This window comes from Ancylobacter gelatini, from assembly GCF_022601675.1.
In the GTDB taxonomy this organism is placed as follows: domain Bacteria; phylum Pseudomonadota; class Alphaproteobacteria; order Rhizobiales; family Xanthobacteraceae; genus Ancylobacter; species Ancylobacter gelatini.
The window spans coordinates 106,101-126,557 of the sequence record NZ_JAKVIL010000012.1; the positions used below are offsets into that span (position 1 = coordinate 106,101).

Consider the following 20,457-nt stretch of genomic DNA (forward strand, 5'->3'; position numbering starts at 1 on the left):
TTCAGCCACCACTGCGCGGCGTGTCCGTCAATCGCCCCTCCCCGGGCAGGGGAGAGGGCGAGAGTGCGGCCGAACCCTTGCCCATCTGCGGGCGCGGGCAGGCAAGCCGCTCAGAACGGCCTGCTCCCGGAACCGACGGGCGGCATGGCCGCCACATCAGAACCGGGAGCCGCGCCGTTCAACGCCTCACTCGGCGGAAGCAGCGGCGGCGGCAGCGGCCTCGGCGGCCTTGGCGGCTTCGGCGGCGCGCTCCTGCGCCTTCTTGCCGGGCACGGCCTTCTCCGGGTTGTTGCGCGGGGCGCGCTTGGCGATCTCCAGCGCGTCGAAGAAGCGGGCCACGCGGTCGGTCGGCTGGGCACCCTTGGCGAGCCATTCCTTGGCCTTCTCCACGTCGAGCGTGAAGCGGTCGGCGGCGTCCTTGGGCTTCAGCGGATCGAAGGTGCCGATCTTCTCGATGAAGCGGCCATCGCGCGGCGAGCGGGCGTCGGCGACGACGATGCGGTAATAGGGACGCTTCTTGGCGCCACCACGGGCGAGACGGATCTTCAGGGACATTCTGGTCTTCCTTTCAGGGACTTAACGCTCAGTTCAAGGGTTCATTTCTTTTTCGCCGGGAAGCCCGGCAGGCCCGGAAGGCCCCCCGGCTTGCCGCCGACACCCGGAAGGCCGGGAAGGCCGCCGGGGAATTTCGCGGGAAGGCCGCCGGGCATGCCGCCCGGGCCACCCGGCATCTTCTCGGCCATCTGCCGGAGCTGGTCGGGGGAGGGCATGCCGCCCATGCCACCGCCGCCGAGGCCGAACATGTTGGCGAGGCCGGCCATCGGGCCGCCGCGCTTGCCGCCGCTGGCGCCCATCGCCTTCATCATGTCCGCCATCTGGCGGTGCATCTTCATCAGCTTGTTGACGTCCTCGACCTTGGTGCCGGAGCCGGCCGCGATGCGCTTGCGGCGCGAGCCGTCCATCAGCTTCGGGTTGCGGCGCTCCTTCTTCGTCATCGAATCGATGATCGCCTTCTGGCGCTTGATGATGCGGTCGTCCATGCCGGCCGCCGCCATCTGGTTCTTCATCTTGCCGACACCGGGCAGCATGCCCATCAGCCCGCCAAGGCCGCCGAGCTTCTCCATCTGGTCGAGCTGCATGCGCAGGTCGTCGAGGTCGAACGAGCCCTTGCGCATGCGCTCGGCGACTTCCATCGCCTTCTGGGCATCGATGTTCTCGACCGCCTTCTCGACCAGCGACACCACATCGCCCATGCCGAGGATGCGGCCGGCGATGCGCTTGGGATCGAAATCCTCCAGCGCATCCATCTTTTCGCCGGTGCCGATCAGCTTGATCGGCTTGCCGGTGACGGCGCGCATCGAGAGGGCGGCGCCGCCGCGCCCGTCGCCATCGGCGCGGGTCAGCACGATGCCGGTGAGGCCGACACGCTCGTCGAAGGCTTTGGCGGTGTTCACCGCGTCCTGGCCGGTGAGGCTGTCGGCGACCAGCATGACTTCATGCGGGCGGGTCGCGGCCTTCACCTCGGCCACTTCCGCCATCAGCGCCTCGTCGAGCGTGACGCGGCCGGCGGTGTCGAGCATCACCACGTCATAGCCGCCGAGACGGGCGGCCTCGATGGCGCGGCGGGCGATCTGCACGGCGCTCTGGCCGGCGACGATCGGCAGCGTTTCCACGCCCACCTGCTTGCCGAGCGTGGCGAGCTGCTCCATCGCCGCCGGGCGGCGGGTGTCGAGCGAGGCCATCAGCACCTTGCGGCCGGCCTTCTCGGTCAGGCGCTTGGCGATCTTGGCGGTGGAGGTGGTCTTGCCCGAGCCCTGAAGGCCGACCATCAGCACGGGCACCGGCGGGGCGGCATCGAGGTCGATCGGCTTGGCGTCGGAGCCGAGCATGGCGATCAGCTCGTCATGGACGATCTTGACCACCATCTGGCCGGGGGTGACGGATTTCACCACCTCGGCGCCGACGGCGCGCGCGCGCACCCGGTCGGTAAAGGAACGCACCACGTCGAGCGCGACGTCAGCCTCGATCAGCGCGCGGCGCACCTCGCGCATGGCCTCGTTCACGTCGGCCTCGGAGAGGGCGCCGCGCTTCTTGAGCCGGTCGAGTATGCCGCCGAGGCGGTCGCTCAGTGAGTCGAACATGCGTTCGTCGCTCCATGGTTTCCGGCGCGTCTCACGCAAAGCCGAAAACGCCCGAGGGCGCACAGCGCTGTCGGGCGTGGACCTCCGGGCTCTGGGCCCGGGCGGCGGATCGGCTCGCGAAATCGGCGAGGATTGCGGCGTTTCCTAAGGGCGGCCGGCGGCAAAGTCAAGAAATCCGGCTCTCTTCGGCCAGGCTCCGCCTATTCGGTGTCGAATCCGGTGAACACGATCAGCACGAGCATGGCGAAGATGATCACGCCCATCGAGGCAAAGATCAACTTCGGGTCGATGCCGAAATCCAGCCAGTGAGCCATCGTGCGCATGGCTTATTCATAGCGCGCAATGCGGCCCGCGAAAAGTGCCGGAACGGGCGGAGCGCTCACGGGGCGACGAGATAATGGGCGTCCCATTCGCTTTTGGGAATCACCTTTCCGAGAGTGTAGTCGAAGGCGGTGACATCCAGCCCGTCATGGGAGGTCTGGCAGTTGTAGGACAGGTGATACCAGTCGCCGCCGCTGCGCACCGCCGCGCCGGGCGCCTTGATGCTTCCATGGTCGACGACGGTGTTGGCATAGGCATAGGCCACCAGCTCGTCGGGATGCATGCCCTTGTGTTCACGCTCCACCACGCCCATGCCGCGCGCATTGCAGCGCTGCTCGATCCGCGCCGTGGGGTCGAGCATCAGCATCTGGTCGGCGGTCGAGCGCGCCAGCGCCGTGCCGGCCAGCGCGGGGAGGAGGCAGAGGGCGAGGGCGGCGGGGAGGGTGGGGGTGATCGTCACGTCCGTACCTGATTCCTGTGCTCGGCTCCCGGGAGGAGCGTTCAACAATCCTGATGTGGCCATCGCGTGGCAGGGGCGGCCGGCGCGCGGGGCGCTCGGCCGGCAGCTTCACGGACCCGTTACAGGCCGCCGCTAGCCTGCGACGCACTATCTCCCGCCCCGCCGCGAACCGCGTGGAAAAGAGCATCGCCATGGACAATGTGCAACCCGTCGCCGTCACCGCCGCCCCCGAGGCGGCCTCCGTTTTGCTGGAGGAGGTGATCGAACTGCGCGCCCGTGTGGCGGCGCAGGCGGCGCCGGTGATCGAGCGTTTCGCGCGGCTTGCCGGCCGGCACGACCCCTCGCTGGAAAACCTCGCTCATTACCTCGCCCTGCGCCAGCATGACCTGCGCCCGCTGCAGCGCCGGCTGATGGCGCGCGGCCTGTCCTCGCTCGGCCGGCTGGAGAGCCGGGTATTGCCGACGCTCGATGCCGTGATCGGCGCGCTTTCCGCGCTGTGCGGCCATCAGGCCCCGCTGGCGGTGCCGGACGAGACGGCGTTCTTTGCCGGCGAGAGGCGGCTGGACGAGGCCAGCCTCGCCGTGCTCGGCCCGGTGCCCGCCGGGCGGCGTACCCGCATCATGGTGACGCTGCCAAGCGAGGCGTCGGGCGACCCGGCCTATATTCGTGACCTCGCCCGCCACGGCATGGATGTCGCTCGCATCAATTGCGCCCATGACACCCCGCAGGACTGGCGCGCCATGGCGGCGCATGTGCGCGCCGCCGGGGCCGAGTTCGGCCGCGAGATCGCCGTGCTCATGGACGTGGCCGGGCCGAAGATCCGTACCGGCGCGGTGGCGCCGATGAAGAAGGGCAAGCCGGCCGGCCGGCTCACCCCCGGCGCGCTGTTCCGCCTGGTGGCCGACGGCGCCCCCCGCATCGACGAGCGTGCGCCCTTCAGCGCGGCGGTGTCGCTGCCGGACATCGTCTCCCGCCTGAGCGTCGGCGACCGCGTGCGCTATGACGACGGCAAGGTCGAGGGCGTCGTCGAGGCGCTCCGCGACGGGGAGGCTCTGGTGCGGGTGACCCACGCCAAGGCCGGCGGCACCAAACTCAAGCCCGAGAAGGGCCTCAACCTTCCCGACACCGAACTCGGCCTCTCCCCGCTCACCGCCAAGGACACCGAGGACCTCGCCACGGTGATCGAGTGCGCCGACATGATCGGCTATTCCTTCGTCAGCCGCTCGCAGGACATAGACCTGCTCGACGAGGCGCTGGCCCGCTATGAGCGCCACCAGCGCCCGCTCGGCCTGTGCGCCAAGATCGAGCGGCCGGAGGCGGTGCGCAATCTTCCCGATCTGATCGCCCGTGCCGTCCGGCGTGGGCCGTTCACCGTGATGATCGCGCGGGGCGACCTCGCCGCCGAGGTCGGCTTCGAGCGGCTCGCCGAGATGCAGGAAGAGCTGCTGTGGATCTGCGAGGCCGGCGCGGTGCCGGCGATCTGGGCGACGCAGGTTCTGGAGGATCTGGTGCGCGACGGGACGCCCTCGCGCGGCGAGATGACCGACGCCGCCATGGCCGCCCGTGCCGAATGCGTGATGCTGAACAAGGGGCCGGCGGTGTTGGAAGCGATCGACCTGCTGGTGAGTCTGCTCGACCGCATGGACGACCACTTCCTCAAGAAGACGCCGACGCTGCGTGCGCTGGCTTCCTGGCCGCTGGACCTGTAGGGCGCGCGCCGATCTGCGCCCCATCATCACATCCGCGTTGTGACCTATGCGCGGCGTGTTGCCGGGCGGGGCGGGGCGGATTAGAACCGCCCCATGGCGCTGATGGATCTCGCGAACCCGACCCGTTTCCTCGCTCTCGCCGAGCGGGTATTGCCGTGGCTTGCGGGGCTGAGCGCGGCAACGCTGGCGGTCGGCTTCTACCTCGCCTTCCGCGCGCCCGCCGACTACCAGCAGGGCGAGACGGTACGGATCATGTACATCCATGTGCCGTTCGCCTGGCTCGCCATGTTCGGCTATTCGCTGCTGGCGCTGTCCTCGCTCGGCATATTGGTCTGGCGCCACCCGCTGGCCGATGTCGCGCACAAGGCGCTGGCGCCGATCGGGGCGATCTTCGCCTTTCTGTGCCTGTTCACCGGCTCGCTCTGGGGGCGCCCGATGTGGGGCACCTACTGGGTGTGGGACGCGCGGCTGACCTCGATGCTGGTGCTGCTGCTGCTCTATCTCGGCCTGCTGGCCCTGCGCTCGGCGATCGAGGACCCCAACCAGGCCGGCCGCGCGGCGGCGGTGCTGACGCTGGTCGGCTTCGTCAACGTGCCGATCGTCAAGTTCTCGGTCGACTGGTGGAACACGCTGCACCAGCCGGCCTCGGTGTTCCGCATGGGCGGGCCGACCATCCATTCCAGCCTGCTCTGGCCGCTGCTGGTGTGCGCGGTGGGCTTCACGCTGCTGATGACCACGCTGCACTTCGCCGCCATGCGCAACGAAATCCTGCGCCGGCGCCTGCGCGCGCTGGAAGCCCGCGCCGCCGCCGAGGCGGCCTATGTGTGAGGCGCACCATGATTGACGCGATGCTGGGCGAGCACGGCGGTTTCATCCTGGCCTGCTATGGCGTGAGCCTCGGCGTGCTCGGGGCCATGGGCGCGTGGACCGTGCTGGACGGGCGCCGCCTGCGTCGCCATCTCGCGCAGATGGAGGCGCGCGGTGTGCGTCGCCGTTCCGCCCGCGCCGGGGACGTGCGCGAGAGCACGCCGGAAAACGTCGCATGAGCCTGCCGTCCCCCGACAGCCCGTCTCCCGGGACGGAAGCCCCGGCATCGGGCACGCCGCTGCGCCGTCGCCTGATCGTGCTGCTGCCGCTGCTCGCCTTCGCGGCACTGGCGGCGCTGTTCTATGGCCGGCTGTTCTCCGGCGATCCCTCGCGCATCCCCTCCGCGCTGATCGGCCAGCCAGCGCCGGCGCTGAACCTGCCGCCGCTGGAAGGGCTGTCGCGCGACGGCGCGCCGGTGCCCGGCCTTGTCTCGGCCGAACTCACGGGCGGGGTAACGGTGCTGAACGTCTTCGCGTCCTGGTGCGTGCCGTGCCGCGACGAGCACCCCTTTCTGGTGGAGCTGTCGAAGATGCCGGGCTTCCGGCTGGTCGGCCTCAACTACAAGGACGCCCCGGACAATGCCCGGCGCTTCCTCGGCACCTTCGGCAATCCCTATGCGGCGGTCGGCGTCGACGCCAATGGCCGCACCGCGATCGACTGGGGGGTTTACGGCGTGCCCGAGACCTTCGTGATCGGCAAGGACGGGCGCATCGCCTACAAATATATCGGCCCGATCGATGCCGAGGGCCTGCGCGCGCGGCTGGTGCCGGAAATCGAAAAGGCGCGGGCGGCGCCCTGAGCGTCGGCGCGGCCGGTCAGCAATCCTTGATATGGGCGACCCGGGTGCGGGTCTGCTGCTCCACCAGCAAGGTGCCGTCACCCAGCAGCGCCGCCTGCATGACCGTGGCGAATTCCGGCTTGCGCAGCGGGCAGGTGATGAGCTGCGCCTCCTTATGGCCGGCATTCACGGGCTGCGACGGCGCGATTTCGGCGTGGTTGTGCGAACTTTCCGCCATGAGGAAAGCTGCCGCTGCCGCTGCCACCAACACAAAATCGGAAACGCGCATGTGCCACCGCTCGGCTGAAATCATTCGTGGATCGTAAACGAGCTAGGGTCTCTGCGCTATATCGGAATGACGTTTGGTCATGCCCGTCATTCGCTTTGGAGAGTTTTTGGAATACTTTATAATACATTATTCCAGACAGTAGACGGCCCCGCTGATCCGGGACTTGCGCCGGCAAGCGCGCTCCCCACATGACATTCCTTGTTTGGCGTCCCCGGACTTGCTAGAAGCATTCCATGATCGAGCGCAGGGCACATGGCGAGACTGTCTGCACGGGCGTGGCTTCGGCCGCCGGCCCTGCCGACGTCGCGCGTCCGGAAGCCCGCCGCCGGCTGCCGACCACGATCGGCTTCGCCGCTGTTCCCGATCATGTTCGCTTGCCGGCCCGGTTCTTTGGTCGTTTCACCGCCTGCGCGGTGGCGGGCCTTAGCTGAGCGCCGCCCGGAGCCGATTCCGGCCATGCTCCGCCATGGCCAGCTCCCGGCCGCGCTGCCTTCAGCCCCGCCACATCCCTAGATAAAAGCCGAGATGCCGAGATGAGCACGTCCGCTCCGCGTACCCTGTATGACAAGATTTTCGACGATCACGTGATCGACCGGCAGGAGGATGGCACCTGCCTGCTCTTTATCGACCGCCACCTCGTGCATGAGGTGACCTCGCCGCAGGCCTTCGAGGGGCTGCGCGTCGCCGGCCGCAAGGTGCACTCGCCGAGCCGCACGCTCGCCGTGGTCGATCACAACGTCCAGACCACGGACCGGCGCTTCGGCATCGAGGATCCCGAGAGCCGGATGCAGGTCGAGACGCTGGCCGAGAACGCCCGCGACTTCGGCATCGAGTATTTCAACGAGCTCGACAAGCGCCAGGGCATCGTTCACGTCATCGGCCCGGAGCAGGGCTTCACCCTGCCGGGCACCACCATCGTGTGCGGTGACAGCCATACCTCGACCCATGGCGCCTTCGGCGCGCTCGCCCATGGCATCGGCACCTCGGAGGTGGAGCATGTGCTCGCCACCCAGACGCTGATCCAGAAGAAGAGCAAGAACATGCGCGTCACCGTCGACGGGAAGCTGCCCGACGGCGTGACCGCCAAGGACGTGACGCTGGCCATCATCGGCACCACCGGCACCGCCGGCGGCACCGGCTATGTCATCGAATATGCCGGCGAGGTGTTCCGCAACCTGTCGATGGAAGGCCGGATGACGGTCTGCAACATGTCGATCGAGGGCGGCGCGCGCGCAGGGATGGTCGCGCCCGACGAGACCACCTATGCCTATGTGAAGGACCGCCCGCGCGCGCCCAAGGGCGCGGACTGGGACGCGGCCCGCCGCTACTGGGACACGCTGCGCACCGACGAGGGCGCGTTCTTCGACCATGAGGTGCGGCTCGACGGCGCCTCGCTGCCGCCGATCGTCTCCTGGGGCACCAGCCCTGAGGACGTGATCTCGGTCGAGGGCCTCGTGCCGGATCCCGATCTGATCGCGGATGAAGGCAAGCGCGACGCCAAGAAGCGCGCGCTCCATTATATGGGGCTGACCGCCGGCACCAAGATCACCGACATCGCCATCGACAAGGTGTTCATCGGCTCCTGCACCAATGCCCGCATCGAGGACCTGCGCGCCGCCGCCGCCATCGTGCGCGGCCACAAGGTGCGCGAGGGCGTCTCCGGCATGATCGTGCCGGGCTCGGGCCTGGTGAAGCTGCAGGCCGAGGCCGAGGGGCTGGACGCGATCTTCAAGGCCGCCGGCTTCGACTGGCGCGAGCCGGGCTGCTCGATGTGCCTCGCCATGAACGCCGACAAGCTCGGCCCCGAGGAGCGCTGCGCCTCGACCTCGAACCGCAATTTCGAGGGCCGGCAGGGCCATAAGGGGCGCACCCATCTGGTCTCGCCCGCCATGGCGGCCGCGGCGGCGATCGCGGGGCGCTTCGTCGACGTGCGGCAATGGCCGCGCGCGAGCTGACGGCGGAACGATGCGCGGCGATCCGTTCTGGGAACCCCCGCCCGACGACCCCATGGAAGTGTGGGGCCGCCGGATCGGGCGTTCGCTCGCGGTGATCGCGGCGCTGGTGCTCGTCTATTACCTGTTCTCGACCTATCTCAGGTGAGGCACGATGAACGAGGCGGCCAATCGGCTGGACGCTGAACCCGAAGCCTGGGCCCCGGTGAAGGCGCCCTCGCTGGCGCAGATGGAAGTGATGGCGCAGGCGGCCTATGAGCGCCTGCCCGACCACTTCCGCGCCATGTGCGGCAACATGGTGGTGCAGGTCGACGATTTTCCCAGCGACGAGGTGCTGGAGGAGATGGAGGCGGAAACCCCGTTCGACCTGCTCGGCCTGTTTCAGGGCATCGGGCTGGCGCAGGGCTTCGACGCGGCGGGCGGCGTGCTGCCCAACATGATCCACCTCTACCGCCGGCCGATCCTCGATTACTGGGCCGAGAACGACGAGACGCTCGGCGCGGTCGTCACCCATGTGCTCATCCACGAAATCGGCCACCATTTCGGCCTGTCGGACGAGGACATGGAGCGGATCGAGGAGGAGGGCGGCTCTACGTAGGCCTCCGCATGGGAAACAGCTCGATACCAGATTAGAAAATATCTAATCTAAGTGGAGAGCGACCATGACCAAGCTTGCTTCCGGTGTGCCGACCGTCGCGACCTATACCTGGCCCATGAGGGCGCTGCACTGGCTGACGGTGATCGCGATCCTCCTGGTGTATGGCGTGACCTATCTGGAAGGCCTGTTCGAGCGCGGCACGCCCGCGCGGGCCCTCATCTGGTGGACCCACATTTCGGTGGGCCTCACCATTCTCGGCCTGGTTGCGCTGCGCTTTGCGTGCCGCGCCGTCGGGCCTGTGCCGCCGCCGTCGGCGGCCCTGTCCCGGCCGGTTCATCTGGCCGCGACCGCGGCTCATCTGCTGCTGTATCTGCTGCTGGTGGTCACCCCGTTGGTCGGCATCTATCTCGCCTTCCTGCGCGGCAACGAGGTGACGTTCTTCGGCCTGTTCACGATCCCCTCGCCAATGGCGGTGGACCGGGAGGCGGCCCGGCCGGTGCAGGAGGTGCATGAGTGGCTGGCCAATGCGCTGGTGCTGCTGGCTCTTGTCCATGCGCTCGCCGCGCTGGCGCATCATGTCGTGCTGAAGGATGACGTTCTGCGCCGCATGCTGCCTCGGTCCTGATGGAGCGCGGCTGGGCACCGGCGGCGCGGCTTGTTATGGAAGGCGGGATGTTTCCGGCGGGCGGCGCGCAAGGCGCCCGGCCTTCGGATCGATGGAGGATGCGTTGGATAAGTTCACCACCCTGACCGGCGTCGCCGCGCCGCTGCCGCTGGTCAATGTCGACACCGACATGATCATCCCCAAGCAGTATCTCAAGACCATCAAGCGCACCGGGCTCGGCAAGGGCCTGTTCTCGGAGCTGCGCTACAATGATGACGGCTCCGACAATCCGGATTTCGTGCTGAACAAGCCGGCCTATCGCAATGCCAGCATTCTGGTCGCGGGCGACAATTTCGGCTGCGGCTCCTCGCGCGAACATGCGCCCTGGGCGCTGCTGGACCACGGCATTCGCTGCGTGATCTCCACGTCCTTCGCCGACATCTTCTACAATAACTGCTTCAAGAACGGCATTCTGCCGATTGCCGTCACCCAGGAGCAGCTCGACGCGCTGTTTGACGACGCCTCGCGCGGCGCCAACGCGATCGTGACGGTGGACCTGGAGAGCCAGACCATCACCGGCCCCGATGGCGGCTCCATCAGCTTCGAGATCGACCCGTTCCGCAAGCACTGCCTGCTCAACGGTCTCGATGATATCGGCCTGACCAAGGTGAAGGCCGACCAGATCCACGATTACGAGACCCGCCTCGCCGGCGAGCGCCCCTGGGCGTGAGGCGAAGGGCTCGCGCCCCGCGCGTGCCGGCCGATGCCCTCCCATGTGACGAGACCGATCATGACCGAACGCCGCCTCATCTCCTCCGGCTCGCCCTTCGAGAAGGCCTCGGGCTATTCGCGCGCGGTGGTCGACGGCGACTTCATCTTCGTCGCCGGCACCACCGGCTATGACTACGCGACCATGGTGATGCCGGAGAGCGTGGAGGAGCAGGCCCATGCCTGCTTCCGCACCATCGCCGCCGTGCTCGCCGAGGCGGGATCGAGCCTGAGCGATGTCGTGCGCGTGCGCTATATCATCACCGACGCGGCCTATGCCGATGCCGTGTTTCCGATCTTCGGACACTATTTCGGCGAGATCCGTCCCGCCGGCACGCTGATCGTCGCCGGGCTGCTCAAGCCGGAGATGAAGATCGAGATCGAGGTGACGGCCCGCCGTCGCTGACCCTTCCCCGTTTCCCGCAAGGTGCCGCCATGGCCAAGGCCATTCACTCGATGATCCGCGTGCTCGACGAGGCGCGCTCGGTCGATTTCTACAAGCGCGCCTTCGGGCTCGACATCGCCGACCGCTACGCCTTCGATGGCTTCACGCTGGTCTATCTGCGCAGCCCGGACGCTGATTTCGAGGTCGAGCTGACCATCAATCAGGGCCGCACGGAGCCTTATGCCCCCGGCGACGGCTATGGCCACATCGCCTTCGCGGTGGAAGACCTTCGCGCCGAGCATGCGCGGTTCACAAGCGCGGGGCTGGCGCCGACGCCGGTCAAGGAGTTCTTCCACCAGGGCGTGCTGCTGGCGACCTTCTTCTTCGTCACCGATCCTGACGGCTACAAGATCGAGGTTCTGCAGAGGGCCGGGCGCTACCGCTGAAGGCCGGCGATCCCGGCGCCGTGCTTGCCAGTGCGCGCGCCAGCGATTAGCACTCCGCACGCCCAATAATTTCGTTCCGACGCGAAAAGCGAGACAATCCCATGGCCACCCACAAGCTCCTCCTTCTCCCCGGCGACGGCATCGGCCCTGAAGTCATGGCGCAGGTGAAGCGTGTGCTCGGCTGGCTCGAGGCGCGCGGCCTCGCGTCGTTCGCCATCGAGGAGGATCTTGTCGGCGGCGCGGCCTATGATTCCTGCGGCGCCCCGATTTCCGAGGAAGCGATGAAGCGCGCCTTCGCCGCCGATGCCATTCTGCTCGGCGCGGTGGGCGGGACGAAATGGGCCTATGTGCCTTACGAGCTGCGCCCGGAAGCCGGCCTGCTGCGCCTGCGCAAGGACCTGCAGCTGTTCGCCAATCTGCGCCCGGCACTGTGCTATCCCGCGCTCGCCGACGCCTCCAGCCTCAAGCGCGATCTGGTCGAGGGGCTCGATATCCTCATCGTGCGCGAACTCACCGGCGGCGTGTATTTCGGCGAACCCAAGACCATCACCGACCTCGCGGACGGCCAGAAGCGCGCCATCGACACCCAGGTCTATGAATCCTACGAGATCGAGCGCATCGCCCGCGTGGCCTTCGAACTGGCCCGGACCCGCCGCAACAAGGTGGTCTCGGCCGAGAAGCACAATGTGATGAAGTCCGGCCTGTTGTGGAAGCAGGTGGTGAGCGAGGTCCACGGCTCCGATTACAACGACGTGCAGCTGGAGCATCAGCTTGCCGATTCCTGCGCCATGCAACTCGTGCGCGCGCCCAAGCAGTTCGACGTGCTGGTGACCGACAACCTGTTCGGTGACGTGCTCTCTGACGTGGCGGCGATGCTGACCGGCTCGCTCGGCATGCTGCCCTCCGCCTCGCTCGGCGGCGTGGAGGAGATTTCCGGCAAGCGCCGCGCGCTTTACGAGCCCGTGCACGGCGCCGCGCCGGATATTGCCGGCAAGGGCGTGGCCAACCCGATCGCCATGGTCGGGTCGCTAGCCATGGCGCTGCGCTATTCCTTCGGGCTCGGCGAGGTCGCCGACCGTATCGAGGCGGCGATCGCCGGCGTGCTGGCGGCGGGCTATCGCACCGGCGACATCTACACTGAGGGCATGACCCGCGTCGGCACCGAAGGCATGGGCGACGCGCTGCTGGCCGAACTCGACAAGGCGGCCTGAGGCTCCGGGCTCACCCGTTTTCCGGACAAGGACGGCGCGCGCCCACGGGTTGCGCGCCGTTTTCTTTTAAGGCGCGGGGCCGAGCGCGGGATCGAGGCCGCGAATCAAAAAGCCCGGCATGCGGGGCATGCCGGGCCGGAAAGTCTCGCCGTCTCGGGCGCTCAGTACTTCGGCAGGTAGTACTGGTCGGGCAGCGGGTAGCGCGTGCCCGTAATGGTGCTGTTGTCGCCATACTGCGGATAGCGCGAGTGCACCACGTCGACATAGTTCAGATAGCGGCCGGTGCCGGGCTTCACCACGGTGCCGGGATCGAGATAGGACTTCGGGGCCGGCTTGCGGATGGTCAGGCGCGTGGGCGAATCCTGCGCCTGCACAGGCGCCACGGCGAGCACGACGGCGCCGGACATCAGCACGGCAAGAGCGAACGGAACCAGACGCATGTGAACCTCCCAGCGACGCAACCAACGCGCCTGCCCAAACATCGAAAAACCAGTTTGGCAGACCGAGGCTTACGTCACGATAAACATGGAGGCAAGGGAAGGTTCCGTCGAGTGGGGTGGATTACTAATTGCGCCGTTCGGCGATGAAACGCGCCGCTTCCACCAGCAGTGTGGCTTTGTTGCCGAAGCCTGCGAGCGCGTCGGTGGCCTCCCCGACCAGCCGCGCCAGCTCGGCCCGGGCACCTTCGACACCAAGCCGTTCCACCAGCGTGGCCTTGCCGGCCTGCGCGTCCTTGCCCACCGCCTTGCCGAGGGTCGCGGCGTCGCCCTCGACGTCCAGGAGGTCGTCGGCGATCTGGAAGGCGCGGCCGATGGCGCGCGCGTAAAGGTCGAGCGCGGCTTTCTCCGCAGGTGACGCACCGCCAAGAAGGGCGCCCGCCTCGCAGGCATGGCGCAGCAGCGCGCCGGTCTTCAGCGCCTGAAGGTGCATGATGGCGTCGGCATCGAGCCGGGGGCGGCCTTCGCCCTCGAACCGGCCCTCGGCGGCGAGGTCGAGCATCTGCCCGCCCACCATGCCGCCGCCGCCGGCCGCGCGGGCAAGGCTCGCCACCAGCGCCATACGCACCGCCGGGTCGGGATGCGTCGCCTCGCCGGCCAGTATCTCGAAGGCGAGGGTGAGCAGGGCATCGCCCGCGAGAATCGCGGTCGCCTCGTCATAGGCGCGGTGGACGGTCGGCTGGCCGCGGCGCAAATCGTCATCGTCCATGGCCGGCAGGTCGTCATGCACCAGCGAATAGCAATGCACGCATTCCAGCGCGGTCGCGGCCGGCAGCGCCTGCGCCCGGCCCACGCCGAACAGCGCGGCGCATTGGAGGACGAGGAAGGGCCGCAGCCGCTTGCCCCCGTTCAGCGCGCCGTGGCGCATCGCGGCGGCGAGCCGCGCGCTGGGGATGCCGGCGCCGGCGATGGCCCGGTCAATGGAATGGCCGACCTCATCAGCCGCGCGCGCAAGGGCGGCGGCGAGGGCGGCGGCGGCGAGGGCGGCATCGCCAGGTGCGGCATCGGCCGCGTCCGGGCGGGGGGGCGTCTGTGAGGTCATCGCGGCGGGCCCGGCTGGTGGAGCGTCGTTCCGTGCCCCAGCGATAAGGCGCGGTCAAGCGCGGCCTCACCGCGATGTGAGCATCAAGGGTTGGTCGCGGCGCGCGCGGAGGCTACGTATGGGGAGGGCGCGGGGAGCGAGCATGGGCAGATGGCTGAAGCGGGCGTTTTGGGCGGTGCTGATCGTGGTGGCGATCCCGCTGCTGCTCGGCCTCGCCTATAACGTCGTGCCGCCCGCCTCGACCCTCATGCTCTGGCGCTGGGCCACGCTCCAGCCGGTAACGCGCGACTGGGTGCCGCTCGACGACATCGCCCCCGCGCTGGTGCGCAGCGTGCTCGCCTCCGAGGATGCGCGCTTCTGCAGCCATCGCGGCGTCGACCTGGTGGAATTGCGGAATGTGATGGACGATGCCGGGGACGGCGAGCCCTCGCGCGGGGCCTCGACCATCACCATGCAGGTGGCCAAGAACCTGTTCCTGTGGAACGGGCGCAGCTTCATTCGCAAGGGCCTCGAACTTCCACTCGCGCTCTATCTCGACGCGGTGATGCCCAAGCGGCGCGTGATCGAGATCTATCTCAACATCGCCGAATGGGGGCCGGACGGCGAATTCGGCGCCGAGGCCGGCGCGCAGCGCGCCTTTGGCCGCCCGGCACGCGAGCTGACCGGGCGGCAGGCCGCTCTGATGGCGGTGGTCCTGCCCAATCCGCACCGGCGCAGCGCGGCCAAGCCCGGTCCCGGCGTCTCCCGTCTTGCCGGGCGCTTGCAGGCCCGGCTGCCGCGCGAGGGCGCCGAGCTCACCGCCTGTCTCGGCCCGCTCGGCTGAGCGCGCCTTGAGAAAGCCGCCGGCCCGGGCAAAAGGAGAGGGCAGGGAAACGGCGCGCTTTGTCGAAAACGGTTGGCTACAGCCCCTTTCGCTCGCGCGCATGAGTCTGTATAAGCCGCGCTCCAGATACGCACGACCCGGCGCCGGCTCCCTTTCCAGGGTCTTGGGGCACGTCGGTACAGGAGTTGAGACTATGGCCGTTCCGAAGAAGAAGACCAGCCCGTCGCGTCGTGGCATGCGCCGCTCCGCCGACGCGCTCGCCAAGCCGACCTATATCGAGGACAAGGATTCCGGCGAGCTGCGCCGTCCGCACCACCTCGACATGAAGACCGGCATGTACAAGGGCCGTCAGGTCCTCAAGGTGAAGGCCGAGGCCTGAGCCTTTTCGGCCGCACGACGCGACGGCGCCGCGGGAAATAGTTGGTCTGCCGTCGGCAGGTCGCTCCCGCCCGCCGCCACGTCACGGCTGATTCGCTGCGAAATTCGTCGAAAGCGTCGCGTCAGCCGGTCTGGCGCGGCGTCTTTTTGCGTTCCGCACCCCGTGGGCTATGGGGCATCGTGCCGCCGGCGGCGGTTTCAGGGCCAAACGCCGACGGTGCCATCGGTTGAAGTGGACGGCATCCCGGTTCCACGATTTACTGTGCGGACCACGGCATAGGACTGAAAGGCAGGTACCGTGCCGTCATGCGCTGAGACCTTCGCGGTGAGACTCCATGGTTGACGGAGTTAGGCTCGCCCGACCGGATTCCGAACTGCCCCTCACTCCCGAGGCGATGCAGCAGGTGGTCTGCGATCTCGGCGTCGCCGTCTATTCATGGTCCATCGATAGCGATGAGCTGAGCTGGAGCGACAATGCCCGCGACCTGCTCGGCCCGCACCGCTGGCAGCGGGCGCACACCGGCAAGGATTATGGTGCGCTGATCGAAGCGGGTTCCGGCCTGTGCCGCGCGGAGGCAGCGCAGGCCAGCCCCCTTCACAGCGGGGGCCTGTTCCCGGGTCTGCAGGCGCTATCTCCCCCCGATCTTGGCCGCGCCCGGCCTTTCGAAACCGTCTATTGCCTGTCCCTGCCGCCCGAATACAGCCAGCGGCGGCTGTGGATCGAGGATCGCGGCATCGGGTGCTTCGACGCCAATGGCCGGCTGGTTCGGGTCGACGGGATGATCCGGCGCTATGCCGTCGGGCGGCCGGTGCGCTACGCCAAGCCGCCGGGCATGCAGGCCGACCGCCAGCGCCTCGCGGCCATGCTCGACGAGCGCCTTGCCGCCAGCTACGCCGATGGCGGCGAGTTCGGCTTCATGCTGGTGTCGATCGACCAGCTCAGCCAGCTCAACGAGGCCTATGGCTATCGCGTCACCGACGAGGTGATCGACATCGTGGCGCTGCGCCTTGCCGCGCAGCTGCGCGAGGGCGAGGAAATGGCGCGGTTCTCGGGCAGCAAGTTCGCGCTGCTGCTGCGCGATACGCCGGGAGAGAGCCTGCCGGGCGCCGCTCACCGTTTTCTCACCGCTGTAAACGGCACGGCCGCGCGCACGGCGGCGGGGGCGGTGGCGGTGGCGATCTCCGCCGGCGGGCTGGTCGCGCCGCGGCAGGGCCGCAATGTCGGCGAGATTTTCGCGCGGGCACAGGACACGCTGCAGAACGTGCGCGCCTCCGCCCGCGGTACGTTTCTCGGCTATTCGCCGAGCTTCGATCGCGAGGCCGAGCGCCGCGCCAATCTGCGCTTTGCCGACGACATCGTGTCCGCGCTCAGCGAGGGGCGGGTGAAGCTGGCGTTCCAGCCGATCGCCTTCGGCGCGACGCGGCAGGTGGCGTTCCATGAATGCCTGGTGCGGATCGAGAGCCATAGCGGCCATGTCTTCGACGGCTCGGCGATCATTCCCACCGCCGAACGCTTCGGCCTGACCCGGCTGATCGATCTGCGCAGTCTGGAGCTGGCCTTCTCCGCTCTGGAGGCCGATCCGACGCTGCGGTTGTCCGTGAACGTCTCGCCGGGCTCGATCCACGATGGCGCCTGGCTTGCCCTGCTGGAGGAGCGGGCGCGCCAGGGTTTCGGCGAGCGGTTGATCGTGGAGTTGACCGAATCGGCAACCATCCCCGACCTGGAATCGGTGCGGCGGACGGTGAACTGGCTGCACGATCTCGGCTGCAAGGTCGCGATGGACGATTTCGGCGTCGGCTATACGTCGTTCCGCAACCTGCGCCGGCTCGGCGTCGACATGTTGAAGATCGATGGCAGCTTCATCTGCTCGCTCATGCAGTCGACCGACGACCGCCATTTTGTGCGGGCGCTGCTCGACCTGGCGCGCAATCTCGGCATCGAGACCGTGGCCGAGTGGGTGCTCGACGAGGCGACCGGGGAGCTGCTCACGGAATGGGGCTGCACCTATCTGCAGGGGCAGCTCATCGGGCTCGCCGGCTGCGCCCCGCCGCATCCCGCCGCCTGAGGCGCCGTCGGCGCGCCGTTGTGGCGCATCGTTCCCCCGCCGGCTACCGCTGGCTCCGGGCGACGTCAGTCCGTCTTGCTGCCGTCGCCGAGCTTGTCGAGCCGCTTCTGCATCTCGGCCACCTGCCGCTTCAACTCGTCAAAATCATCCGTCTTGGCCGGCGTTTCGGCAGAAACTTCCTCGCCCCGCCCGTTGGGCAGGAACATCTTGAAGGTGCGGTCGAAGATTTCCATGTTCCGGCGCACCTGCTCTTCCATCACACCGAAGCCGCCAAAGCCACCGGCGCCGAAGGTCTTGGTGAGCTGCTCTCGCATATTGCCCTGTTCCTTGCTGAAATTCTCGATCGACATGTCGAGATAGCGCGGAACCAGCATCTGCATGCTGTCGCCGTAAAATCGGATGATCTGGCGTAGAAAATTGATCGGCAGAAGGTTCTGGCCCTTGCCTTCCTGCTCGAAGATGATCTGGGTAAGCACGGAATGCGTAATGTCGTCGGACGTCTTCGCGTCATAGACGACGAAGTCCTCGCCATTCTTCACCATCAACGCAAGGTCCTCGAGCGTAACGTACGTGCTCGTGCCCGTGTTGTAGAGACGCCGGTTGGCGTACTTCTTGATGGTGACGGGTTCCGTGGATTTTGCCATGTGTTCCGGCTACCTTGATTGTTTCCCCATGAAAAACTCTAGGACGTTTCCAGGGCGACGGCTACAGGATTGTGAAGTGGATATGAAGCAATATGGTACCTCATTCGGCCTGACGGCCTCGTGACATCGTCAAATTCGCGGTGTTGTTGACACAGGTCACTTGCACCTAACACCATTGCCTTACATCTGATGCCTGAACGGAACAGATGCCCGGCTCCGGTCGTCGCCCGGGACAGTAGCTAGCGGAGGACGTCAAACATGAAAGACGGAATCGTCATCGTCGGAGCGGCGCGCACGGCAGTGGGAGCCTTCAACGGGGCTCTTTCTTCCCTGCCGGCCCACGAACTGGGCAAGGTCGCCATCGCCGCGGCACTCGAACGCGCCGGCGTCGCGCCCGGGGATGTGAGCGAGACGATCATGGGGCAGATCCTCACCGCCGGCGCGGGGCAGAACCCGGCGCGCCAGGCCTCGATCGCCGCCGGCATTCCGGTTGCCAGCCCGGCCTGGGGCGTGAACATGCTGTGCGGCTCCGGGCTGCGCGCGGTCGCGCTCGGCTATCAGGCTATCGTCAATGGCGACAGCGAGATCGTGGTTGCGGGCGGCCAGGAATCGATGAGCCAGGCGCCGCATGTCGCGCATCTGCGCAACGGCACCAAAATGGGCAACCTTGAGATGGTCGATTCCATGATCAAGGACGGCCTCTGGGACGCCTTCAACGGCTATCACATGGGCAACACGGCCGAGAACGTGGCCAAGGAATACCAGATCACCCGCGAGGAGCAGGACGTCTTCGCCGCCGCGTCGCAGAACAAGGCGGAGGCCGCGCAAAAGGCCGGCCGCTTCAAGGACGAGATTGTTCCGGTCACCATCTCGACCCGCAAGGGCGACATCGTGGTGGCCGACGACGAATATCCCCGCCATGGGGCGACCGTCGAGGGCATGGCCAAGCTGCGCCCGGCTTTTGCCAAGGACGGCTCGGTGACCGCCGGCAACGCGTCGGGCATCAATGACGGTGCCGCCGCCGTGGTGCTGATGAGCGCCGCCAAGGCCGAGAGCCTGGGCAAGAAGCCGCTCGGCCGCATCGTCTCCTGGGCGCAGGCCGGCGTCGACCCCTCGGTCATGGGCACCGGACCGATCCCCGCCTCCAAGCTCGCGCTTGAGAAGGCCGGCTGGTCGCCCGCCGATCTCGACCTGATCGAGGCCAATGAGGCCTTCGCCGCGCAGGCCTGCGCGGTGAACAAGGGGCTGGGCTGGGATACCTCGAAGGTGAACGTCAATGGCGGCGCCATCGCCATCGGCCACCCGATCGGGGCCTCGGGCGCGCGCGTGCTCACCACGCTGCTGTATGAAATGCAGAAGCGCGACGCCAAGAAGGGCCTCGCCACGCTGTGCATCGGCGGCGGCATGGGCATCGCCATGTGTATCGAGCGCGACTGATCCGGCCCCGCACAGGCTGGATCCGCTTTCGCGGCGCGCCACTCGCGCGCCGCGCCCACCTCGCGGTCGGCGGCAACGCCAGACGCCGCCCGCCACATGTCGGCCGGACGCATACTGGATCTTTCAGGTAGCTGCCCTTACGAAAGGGGGCAGTGGGTATGCGTTCCCGTCGCATTGCTGATCGACAAAAACGACGTACAAGCCGTCGTCGGTTCCGGGATGGAAACCAAGAGGGGAAGTCAGATGAGTCGTGTAGCGTTGGTAACGGGCGGCACTCGCGGCATTGGCGCGGCGGTGTGCCGGGCGCTGAAGGATGCCGGATACACCGTCGCCGCGAATTATGCCGGCAATGACGAAGCCGCTGCCGCCTTCACGAGGGAAACCGGCATCGCGACCTTCAAATGGGACGTGTCCGATTTCAACGCCTGCAAGGCCGGCGTCGCCGAAGTGGCCGCCAAGCTCGGTCCTGTCGACGTGCTGGTGAACAATGCCGGCATCACCCGCGACGGCATGCTGCACAAGATGTCGCCCGAGCAGTGGTATGCGGTGATCAACACCAACCTCAACTCGGTGTTCAATATGTGCCGGCAGGTGATCGAGGGCATGCGCGACCGCAATTTCGGCCGCATCGTCACCATCTCCTCCATCAACGGCCAGAAGGGCCAGATGGGCCAGACCAATTATTCCGCCGCCAAGGCCGGCGAGATCGGCTTCACCAAGGCGCTGGCGCAGGAAAACGCCCGCAAGGGCATCACCGTCAACGCGATCTGCCCCGGCTATATCGGCACCGAGATGGTGCGCGCCATGCCGCAGGACGTGCTCGACAAGCATGTGCTGCCGCTGATCCCCGTCGGCCGCCTCGGCGAACCCGAGGAAATCGCGCGCTGCGTGGTGTTTCTCGTGGCGGACGAAGCAGCCTTCATCACCGGCTCGACGCTCACCGCCAATGGCGGGCAGTACATGGCCTGACGCGTTGCGGGCGGCGGGCACGGGTCCCGGCGCCCGCCATGCCGGCCCGCCTGGCACACCCCGGCGCCCGGC

At 67.6% G+C, this 20,457-nt stretch carries 26 protein-coding genes; 18 read left to right on the top strand and 8 right to left on the bottom strand.

The window, feature by feature from the left end:
- Positions 1-186 precede the first annotated feature (186 nt).
- The 4 genes from rpsP to MKI84_RS18435 all read right to left on the bottom strand — a co-directional run bounded on the left by rpsP (position 187) and on the right by MKI84_RS18435 (position 2,922).
- On the bottom strand, positions 187-555 hold the full coding sequence (gene rpsP / locus MKI84_RS18425; protein ID WP_241621718.1) for a 30S ribosomal protein S16: 369 nt from the start codon (positions 553-555) through the stop codon (positions 187-189).
- Positions 556-596: 41 nt separating this feature from the next.
- Entirely contained in the window at positions 597-2,141 is a 1,545-nt protein-coding gene (gene ffh, locus MKI84_RS18430; protein WP_241621719.1) for a signal recognition particle protein, read from the bottom strand.
- Between the two features lie 200 nt (positions 2,142-2,341).
- Positions 2,342-2,464: a hypothetical protein gene (locus MKI84_RS20705; protein ID WP_281063255.1), complete on the bottom strand. Its 123-nt coding sequence runs from the start codon at positions 2,462-2,464 to the stop codon at positions 2,342-2,344.
- A gap of 56 nt (positions 2,465-2,520) precedes the next feature.
- Positions 2,521-2,922, bottom strand: coding sequence for a DUF930 domain-containing protein (locus MKI84_RS18435; protein ID WP_241621720.1), 402 nt, complete (start codon positions 2,920-2,922; stop codon positions 2,521-2,523).
- Between the two features lie 191 nt (positions 2,923-3,113).
- On the opposite strand from MKI84_RS18435, the gene MKI84_RS18440 reads away from it, so the two are divergent.
- The 4 genes from MKI84_RS18440 to MKI84_RS18455 all read left to right on the top strand — a co-directional run bounded on the left by MKI84_RS18440 (position 3,114) and on the right by MKI84_RS18455 (position 6,297).
- Entirely contained in the window at positions 3,114-4,631 is a 1,518-nt protein-coding gene (locus MKI84_RS18440) for a pyruvate kinase (protein ID WP_241621721.1), read from the top strand.
- 93 nt (positions 4,632-4,724) lie between these two features.
- The gene (locus MKI84_RS18445) at positions 4,725-5,459 is read left to right on the top strand and encodes a heme ABC transporter permease (RefSeq protein ID WP_241621722.1); all 735 of its coding nucleotides are present in this window, start codon (positions 4,725-4,727) and stop codon (positions 5,457-5,459) included.
- 8 nt (positions 5,460-5,467) lie between these two features.
- Entirely contained in the window at positions 5,468-5,677 is a 210-nt protein-coding gene (gene ccmD / locus MKI84_RS18450; protein ID WP_425353863.1) for a heme exporter protein CcmD, read from the top strand.
- Positions 5,674-6,297 carry a DsbE family thiol:disulfide interchange protein gene (locus MKI84_RS18455; protein ID WP_241621723.1) on the top strand — a complete coding sequence of 208 codons (624 nt, stop codon included), beginning with the start codon at positions 5,674-5,676 and terminating at the stop codon, positions 6,295-6,297. Before ccmD ends, MKI84_RS18455 begins: the two co-directional genes overlap by 4 nt.
- 16 nt (positions 6,298-6,313) lie before the next feature.
- Here MKI84_RS18455 and MKI84_RS18460 read toward each other — a convergent pair whose 3' ends face one another.
- The gene (locus tag MKI84_RS18460; RefSeq protein WP_241621724.1) at positions 6,314-6,589 is read right to left on the bottom strand and encodes a hypothetical protein; all 276 of its coding nucleotides are present in this window, start codon (positions 6,587-6,589) and stop codon (positions 6,314-6,316) included.
- A gap of 209 nt (positions 6,590-6,798) precedes the next feature.
- Here MKI84_RS18460 and MKI84_RS18465 point away from each other — a divergent pair, with 209 nt between their 5' ends.
- From MKI84_RS18465 to leuB, 9 genes are all read left to right on the top strand, one after another.
- Positions 6,799-6,996 carry a hypothetical protein gene (locus MKI84_RS18465; protein WP_241621725.1) on the top strand — a complete coding sequence of 66 codons (198 nt, stop codon included), beginning with the start codon at positions 6,799-6,801 and terminating at the stop codon, positions 6,994-6,996.
- A gap of 102 nt (positions 6,997-7,098) precedes the next feature.
- Positions 7,099-8,520, top strand: coding sequence for a 3-isopropylmalate dehydratase large subunit (gene leuC, locus MKI84_RS18470; RefSeq protein WP_241621726.1), 1,422 nt, complete (start codon positions 7,099-7,101; stop codon positions 8,518-8,520).
- A gap of 10 nt (positions 8,521-8,530) precedes the next feature.
- Positions 8,531-8,665, top strand: coding sequence for a hypothetical protein (locus MKI84_RS20710; RefSeq protein WP_281063256.1), 135 nt, complete (start codon positions 8,531-8,533; stop codon positions 8,663-8,665).
- Positions 8,666-8,671: 6 nt separating this feature from the next.
- Complete coding sequence (locus MKI84_RS18475; RefSeq protein WP_241621727.1) at positions 8,672-9,115, top strand: metallopeptidase family protein; 444 nt, start codon at positions 8,672-8,674, stop codon at positions 9,113-9,115.
- A gap of 64 nt (positions 9,116-9,179) precedes the next feature.
- Positions 9,180-9,740: a cytochrome b gene (locus tag MKI84_RS18480; RefSeq protein WP_241621728.1), complete on the top strand. Its 561-nt coding sequence runs from the start codon at positions 9,180-9,182 to the stop codon at positions 9,738-9,740.
- Between the two features lie 103 nt (positions 9,741-9,843).
- Positions 9,844-10,449, top strand: a complete 606-nt coding sequence (gene leuD, locus MKI84_RS18485; protein WP_241621729.1) for a 3-isopropylmalate dehydratase small subunit — start codon at positions 9,844-9,846, stop codon at positions 10,447-10,449.
- A 60-nt stretch (positions 10,450-10,509) separates the two neighbouring features.
- Positions 10,510-10,893 carry a RidA family protein gene (locus tag MKI84_RS18490; protein ID WP_241621730.1) on the top strand — a complete coding sequence of 128 codons (384 nt, stop codon included), beginning with the start codon at positions 10,510-10,512 and terminating at the stop codon, positions 10,891-10,893.
- 29 nt (positions 10,894-10,922) lie between these two features.
- Positions 10,923-11,318 carry a VOC family protein gene (locus MKI84_RS18495; protein WP_241621731.1) on the top strand — a complete coding sequence of 132 codons (396 nt, stop codon included), beginning with the start codon at positions 10,923-10,925 and terminating at the stop codon, positions 11,316-11,318.
- Positions 11,319-11,419: 101 nt separating this feature from the next.
- Positions 11,420-12,529, top strand: coding sequence for a 3-isopropylmalate dehydrogenase (gene leuB / locus MKI84_RS18500; RefSeq protein ID WP_241621732.1), 1,110 nt, complete (start codon positions 11,420-11,422; stop codon positions 12,527-12,529).
- Between the two features lie 161 nt (positions 12,530-12,690).
- Here leuB and MKI84_RS18505 read toward each other — a convergent pair whose 3' ends face one another.
- A complete protein-coding gene (locus MKI84_RS18505) occupies positions 12,691-12,969 on the bottom strand; it encodes a hypothetical protein (RefSeq protein WP_241621733.1) in 279 nt (92 codons plus the stop codon).
- A gap of 124 nt (positions 12,970-13,093) precedes the next feature.
- Positions 13,094-14,068 (bottom strand): polyprenyl synthetase family protein, encoded by a 975-nt coding sequence (locus MKI84_RS18510; RefSeq protein WP_241621734.1) that lies wholly within the window; start codon positions 14,066-14,068, stop codon positions 13,094-13,096.
- 142 nt (positions 14,069-14,210) lie between these two features.
- On the opposite strand from MKI84_RS18510, the gene MKI84_RS18515 reads away from it, so the two are divergent.
- The 3 genes from MKI84_RS18515 (at position 14,211) to MKI84_RS18525 (ending at position 17,335) form a co-directional block, all read left to right on the top strand.
- Positions 14,211-14,891, top strand: coding sequence for a transglycosylase domain-containing protein (locus MKI84_RS18515; RefSeq protein ID WP_241621735.1), 681 nt, complete (start codon positions 14,211-14,213; stop codon positions 14,889-14,891).
- A 193-nt stretch (positions 14,892-15,084) separates the two neighbouring features.
- On the top strand, positions 15,085-15,270 hold the full coding sequence (rpmF, locus tag MKI84_RS18520; RefSeq protein ID WP_241621736.1) for a 50S ribosomal protein L32: 186 nt from the start codon (positions 15,085-15,087) through the stop codon (positions 15,268-15,270).
- Positions 15,271-15,604: 334 nt separating this feature from the next.
- Entirely contained in the window at positions 15,605-17,335 is a 1,731-nt protein-coding gene (locus MKI84_RS18525) for an EAL domain-containing protein (protein WP_241621737.1), read from the top strand.
- A 65-nt stretch (positions 17,336-17,400) separates the two neighbouring features.
- On the opposite strand, the gene phaR is transcribed toward MKI84_RS18525, so the two are convergent.
- The gene (gene phaR, locus MKI84_RS18530) at positions 17,401-17,979 is read right to left on the bottom strand and encodes a polyhydroxyalkanoate synthesis repressor PhaR (protein WP_241621738.1); all 579 of its coding nucleotides are present in this window, start codon (positions 17,977-17,979) and stop codon (positions 17,401-17,403) included.
- A 258-nt stretch (positions 17,980-18,237) separates the two neighbouring features.
- On the opposite strand from phaR, the gene MKI84_RS18535 reads away from it, so the two are divergent.
- Positions 18,238-19,416, top strand: coding sequence for an acetyl-CoA C-acetyltransferase (locus MKI84_RS18535; RefSeq protein ID WP_241621739.1), 1,179 nt, complete (start codon positions 18,238-18,240; stop codon positions 19,414-19,416).
- Between the two features lie 243 nt (positions 19,417-19,659).
- On the top strand, positions 19,660-20,385 hold the full coding sequence (phbB, locus tag MKI84_RS18540; RefSeq protein ID WP_241621740.1) for a beta-ketoacyl-ACP reductase: 726 nt from the start codon (positions 19,660-19,662) through the stop codon (positions 20,383-20,385).
- Positions 20,386-20,457: the final 72 nt, after the last annotated feature.